Genomic DNA, 6,245 nt, shown 5'->3' with positions numbered 1-6,245 from the left:
GTCGCGGGCGCTGGGGAGGATCTGGGTCAGGAGGGCGAAGTCGACGGCCAGGTAGACGCCGAAGCCGGCGCCGAGGACGATCGCGCCGAGGACGGCGCCGGGCCAGGTGGGCCAGAAGGCGAGGACGACGCCGGCGATCGCCATCACCACGCCGGAGGCGCTGACGAAGACCTTGCGGCGGGCGATCCGGTCCGACCACGTGCCAAAGGTGATCGACGTGACCAGGACGCAGACGCTGTAGATCGCGGTCAGGATCAGTACGGCGGTGTCCGGCTCGTCGACGCGGACCTCGTCCTGCAGGTAGAAGAACAGGTACAGCGTCCCCAGCGCGTTCCCCACGTTGAACAGGAACCGCGTCAACCAGCCCCAGCCGAAGTCCGGGTAGCGCCGTGGACTGATCCAGAAGCCACGGACGAAGTCGCGCACCACCAACGGCGGCCGCGACGTCAACCGTTCGTCACCGCTCCGCAGCAGATACGGCAGCACCGACAGCAGCAGGAAGACGGCACAAGCGACGTACCCGGCCCCGATCCCACCGAAGTACGTCGCCAGCCCGGTGCCGACCAGCGCGCCGAGGACCTGCGACAGCGCGACCCATCCCCCGACAGTCCCCCGCTGCAGCGTCGGCACCCGGTCCGGCACCGCCGCGGTGATTGCTGCGAGCACCATGTTTCCGAACAGCTGCACCAGGCACCAGCCGACCAGCATCCACGCGACCGACGCGACCCCGGACAGCACGAGCAGGCCGGCAGCTCCGCCGACCGCGCCGGCCAGCACCCACGGCACCCGGCGGCCGAAACGCGACGTCGTCCGGTCCGAGATCGCGCCCGCGACCGGGTTCGCGACCACCGACACCGCCGCACCGACGCCCGTCACCAGACCGAACACGAACTCCTTGTCGTCCGGAGCAACCGCCTCGGACTGTTGCGCGAGGATCACCTGGATCGGTCCGAGCCAGGCGGCGAAGACCCCGACGTTCGCCAGTACGACGGCCGCCGTCCAGCGCGACCGGACCCGGACGACCGGCTCGGCGAACGCCGTCGGCACGACCCCCGGCTCGGGAATCATCCCCGGCTCTGCGCGATCACGTCACGGAACCAGTGGTACGACGCTTTCGGCGTCCGCACCTGGGTAGCGAAGTCGACGTGCACGAGCCCGAACCGCTGCGAGTACCCGGCCGCCCACTCGAAGTTGTCCAGCAGCGACCATTGGAAGTACCCGCGGACGTCGACGCCGTCGTCCATCGCCTGTCGAAGCGACCGCAGGTACCCGTCGAGGTAGTCGATCCGCCGCTGGTCATCGACGGTGTCGCCGTACGCGCATCCGTTCTCGGTGATGTACACCGGTGGCAGCCGGTCGCCGTACCGGTCCTTGAAGATGCGCAGGATCTCACCGAACGCCGACGGTACGACCGGCCAGCCGAAGTCGGTCCGCGGGTAGCCCTCGAGCGAGCGCGGCTCGAACGGCACGCCGGGCGGCAGCAGGATCCCGTCGGTGGCCGCGGTGTCGGCCCGACCGGTGGCGGCACCCACCGACACCGGCGCGTAGTGATTGATCCCGAAGAAGTCCAACGGCTCGCTGATGACCTTCAGATCGTCGGACACCGGCCCGGGCATCGCGGCCTCGTAGCCCGGCGGATAGGCACCGAGCAGCACCGGGTCGGCGAACAGCCAGTTGATCAGGTTGTCGTACAGCGCGGCCGCTTCCTTGTCCTCCTCGCTGTCGCTCGCCGGCCAGGTCGGTGCGTGGTTGCCGGCGATCCCGACGTTCGTCGCGCCGGCCGCCCGTAGTGCCTGCACGGCGCGGCCGTGAGCCAGCAACTGGTGGTGCGCGACCGGCAGCGCGTCGAACATCAACTCGCGACCGGGAGCGTGCGCGCCGAGCGAGTAGCCCATCAGGGTGAGCACCATCGGCTCGTTGACGGTGATCCACATCGGCACCCGGTCGCCGAACCGCGCGGCCAGGATCTCCGCGTAGTCGGCGAAGCGGTCGGTGATCGACCGCTCCAGCCACCCGCCGGCGTCCTCCAACGGCTGCGGGGTGTCCCAGTGGTACAGCGTCGGCGCCGGCTGGATCCCGGCGCCCAGGAGCGTGTCGATCAGCCGGTCGTAGAAGTCCAGCCCGGCCGCGTTTGCCGGCCCGCCGCCCGACGGCTGGATCCGCGGCCAGGAGAACGAGAACCGGTAGGTGCCGACCCCGAGGTCCCGCATCAGCGCGACGTCCTCGGCGTACCGGTGGTAGTGGTCGCAGGCCACTTCACCGGTGTCGCCGCCGAGGATCCGCCCCGGCCCGGCGCAGAACGTGTCCCAGGTCGACGGGCCGCGGCCATCCTCGGCCACGGCCCCTTCGATCTGGTACGCCGACGTCGACACGCCCCACCGGAAGTCAGGGCCGAAGGTCAGGTCAGCTGTCATCCACATCATCCTCACCGGGCTTCGGAGCAGGCTGGTCCGGGCGGACGATCACCGCCGTACCGTAGGCGGCGACCTCGCTCATCGTGTTGGCGATCTCGGTGCAGTCGAACCGCATCGCCAGGATCGCGTTCGCGCCCATCTGCTGGGCCATCTGGCACATCCGCATCACCGCGACGTGCCGTGACTCGGCCAGCATCTGGGTGTACTCCGGCACCTCGCCGCCGGCCAGCGACCGGAAGCCGGCGGTGAAGTTCGACCCGAAGTCGCGGCTGCGCACGGTCAGCCCGAAGACCTCGCCGAACACCGTCTCCGCGGTGTACCCGGGCAGGTCGTTCATGGTCGAGACCAACACCGGGTACGGCGATCCCGGCGGCGCGATGTGTGGCGCGTTCTGCCGCGCCGGCCGGTAGTTGCCGGGGGCTTGTCCGTACCCGGGCTGCCCGTACCCCTGCGGCGGCGGGCCCTGCTGGTAGCCCTGCTGCGGTGGCGCGTAACCGGGCGGCGGGCTCTGCTGGTAACCCTGCTGCGGCGGGTACGGCTGGTTCGGGTTCGGGGGGAAGTTCTGGTTCATGCCCTCATCCTGACAGGCCATGGAGCGTCATTGCCGGTAGACCTGAAGCTCGTACAGCGAGTACCCGTACGCCGTCGCCCGCTGCGTCCCGGTGACCCGCACGTACCGCGCCGGCGCCGCCTCGAACCGGACGACGTCCTCGCCGCCGTCCCCGGTCGTGGTCGCGAACACCCGCCGCCAGGACGTCCCGTCCCGCGACACCTCCACCGTGTACGCCTTTCCGTACGCGGCCTCCCAGTGCAGCACCACCCGCCGGATCGCCTGCTCGTTGCCGAGGTCAACCTTCAGCCACTGCGGGTCGGACCAGTCGCTCGCCCATCGGGTGGACAGCTTCCCGTCCACGGAGTTCGGCGGCGGGGAGTCGAACCAGCCTCGCTCGCAACTGCTCGCCGTCGCGGTCCTCCCCGTGGCCAGGTTGCTCACGTCGTCACCCCGCCGGGCCGGGAACTCGATCACCTGCTGGTACGTCGGCCGGTTGACCCAGGCAATCCGGTCCTGGGTGATGCCGCCCATCGGGTTGTGCACGATCTGGTCCGTGCAGTACTGGTCACCCGCCGCGCAGTCGCCGCTCGCCGGGTACGTCGTCGTCGCCGGCACCTTGGTGGCCGCGAGCAACGAATCGGCGAGCACCGTCCGGCAGGCGGCCAGCGAACCGGCCCCGCAGTACGTCACCGGTTGCGGGGTCTGCACCGGATCGCCGAGCACCTTGCGCAGGTCGCGCTGCACGAAACCCCACCACCCGCTCTGGAACGCTGATCCCTGCGCACCCGGCCGCTCGTCGATCTTCAGGTTCGCGACCAGGGCGGCGTACAGCTCGGGACCGAGATCCTTGAACTGGGCGGGGACGAGCAGCGGCCACCAGGCGTCGAGGATCCGGATGGCCTCGCTGTGGTCGTACACCGTCGACGACCCGTCCGGCGTCCGGCGGTGACTGCCGGCGTCTCGCCACGCGGTCAGCTTGGCGACCGCGTCGGCGACGGCCGGGTCGGTGATCGGGGCCGACGTGAGCACCCGGAGCAGGTAGGGCAGGACCTGGTCACCGCGGAGGTCGACGGTGGCAGCGTCCTCCATCGCCTCGACCAGCTTTCCCCGGGTGAACTTCTGTCCGCTGTCGATGACCGCCATGATCCGGTCGTCGAGCGGCTGGCTGCGGTAGACCGCGTTGTAGCCGAACTGTCCGTCGGACGCCGAGAACCCGGGCGCCTGCTTGTTGTTCCAGCTGGTCAGGTAGTCCTGGTCGACGACCTGCGGATGCTCGGCGGCCGGGGTGTAGGTCGCGCGGTTGGTGACCGGGTCCCAGCCCTGCCACTCGTACGAGCTCCAGGTCGGCAGGTTGGGATCGCCGCCGGCCGCGCGGACCGGGTTGTCACCGGAGTTGTAGTACGCGATCGACGTCTTGTCGGTGTAGAACCAGTTGAAGGTGTAGCCGATGGTGTGCGCCGCGGCCTCGAAGTCGGCCGCGGACCGGATCCGGTCCGGGTCGTTGAACTGCATGAACCCCAGCGCGGAGCCGGCCTCGTTGCCGTAGGTCGAGCGGTTCTTGGTGAACAGCACCGGCCGTCCGCCGACCGTGGCGCGATGCGTGACGATCCCGTACTTCGTCCGGAGGGCGACCAACGTGTACGACCCGGCCGGCTCCGACGAGCCGAGACTCGCGTACCACTCGTTGTGCCGCTCGAGCCGTTCGATGGGCAGGCAGCCGCCGCGGAACTCGTAGTGCTGCGAGTTCTTGGTCGGCGTCCCGCCGCCCGGCTCACACAGCGGTACGGCGAAGGTGTCGGTGATGTCCTGCCCGGCCGAGGTGGCGCTCCAGGAATAGTCCGGACCGCGGCCGATCAGGGTGTAGAAGTTCAGACCGGCGAAGGCGACACCGCGCGAGCTGACACCTGGGCCCTGGAGCTCCTGGCGGAGCAGCAGCTGCGGCGCGAAGTAGCCGGTCTGCGGACCGTAGACGGCGACCGGGTTGCCGCTGACCGTGTGCCGCCCCGACACGAGCAGCGCGTTCGACATGCCCTTGTCGGCGAAGCCGTCGGGGAACAGGCCCTGGTCGACGATGCCCCGCAGCGACTCCGAGCCCTTCGGCACCACCGGCTTCGCCGCAGGTACGACGGATTGATCGCTGACGTGTGGTTCCGGAACGACCGAGCCGCGATCGGGCATCGCCCGTCCGGCCGGGTGCGGACCGGTGACGCCGTACGGGAAGGTTGCACCGTTGTGCACGGTGGTGTTCGCCTCCGGGTCGTTCTGCGACCGGAACGACTCCCACACTTTGGTGCCCTGGGCAACGCCGTACTTCGCCTGCGCCGCCAGTAACGCCAGTGCGGACGTGACCTCGTGTCCGCCGCCGGTGCCGAAGATCCCGGCCACCACGGCCGCGGTGGCGACCACGTCGGTCACCTTCCATCGCGGAGTGGGCCAGTCCAGGCCGAGAGCGACGTACTCACCGGGGTACGCGATGCCGACCGTGTCGATGTAGTGGTTGACCCCGTCGACCCAGGCCTGGATGTCCTGCTGCATCTTCACGCCGTCGGCGCCGTACCGTTCGTCGGCGTCGTCGTACTGCTTCTGCAGGTCGGCCTCGGTGTACGGCGCGGTCCGCCAGAACTCCTGCTCGAACGCACGGTTGGCCGGCGCACCGCCCGCGAACGGGGTCAACCGGCCGCGGCCGAGATGCCGGAACACGTCCATCACGAACAACCGGTCCTGCGCCCCCGCGAACCCGGCGCCGAACATCACGCCCTGCCGGGTGGTGCCGGTGACGTGCGGGATGCCGCGCGACCTGTCCCGCACGATCGTGACGTCCGCACGCGGCTTGATCGTGCTCGCGACGTCGCCGGCCTTCACCCCGAACGACGCGTCGTCGAAGTACGCACCGAGGTCGTCGTCGGTGATGCCCTGGGAGTTCCAGACGAGGTTCTCGTACGGCTTCAGCGAGTCGCTGAAATGCGGCGGACGGGTGCCGAAACCCTTGAACAGCAGGAGATCCGTGAAGGTCGCGTGCCCGTTCTGCCCGGGCGTCACGATGTCGTCGCACTGCCCGACGCAGTAGCCGACCGGCACTGCGACGGCGGCTTGCGGCGCCGCCGGCGCGGCCTGGGCCGGCGCGGGAAGGGCAGCGAGCAGGGCGGCCGATGCGACCGCGGCGAACGCGGTCCGGTACGGACGGCGAAGGGTGGCGCGAGGTGTTCGCGGGGCGGTGCGAGGCGACACGGATCTCTCCCTCGGGACGCAGGACCAGCGGCAGGGGAGTTACGGAAACT

Annotated in this window: 4 protein-coding genes; all 4 read right to left on the bottom strand. The window is 70.0% G+C overall.

The window, feature by feature from the left end; translation table 11 throughout:
- Positions 1-1,068 (bottom strand): MFS transporter (locus E1218_RS14755; protein ID WP_233712232.1); only part of this gene is annotated, 1,068 nt, incomplete at its 3' end.
- The gene (locus tag E1218_RS14750; RefSeq protein ID WP_132320357.1) at positions 1,065-2,414 is read right to left on the bottom strand and encodes a GH1 family beta-glucosidase; all 1,350 of its coding nucleotides are present in this window, start codon (positions 2,412-2,414) and stop codon (positions 1,065-1,067) included. The genes E1218_RS14750 and E1218_RS14755, both read right to left, overlap by 4 nt.
- Complete coding sequence (locus E1218_RS14745) at positions 2,404-2,985, bottom strand: YbjQ family protein (protein ID WP_132320355.1); 582 nt, start codon at positions 2,983-2,985, stop codon at positions 2,404-2,406. The genes E1218_RS14750 and E1218_RS14745 overlap by 11 nt, the downstream gene beginning before the upstream one ends.
- A 27-nt stretch (positions 2,986-3,012) precedes the next feature.
- Complete coding sequence (locus E1218_RS14740; RefSeq protein ID WP_132320353.1) at positions 3,013-6,195, bottom strand: penicillin acylase family protein; 3,183 nt, start codon at positions 6,193-6,195, stop codon at positions 3,013-3,015.
- Positions 6,196-6,245: the final 50 nt, after the last annotated feature.

It is taken from the genome of Kribbella turkmenica (genome assembly GCF_004348725.1).
Lineage (GTDB): Bacteria > Actinomycetota > Actinomycetes > Propionibacteriales > Kribbellaceae > Kribbella > Kribbella turkmenica.
Note: the sequence above shows the minus strand (reverse complement) of the source record. Positions and strands in the feature narration are given on the sequence as shown.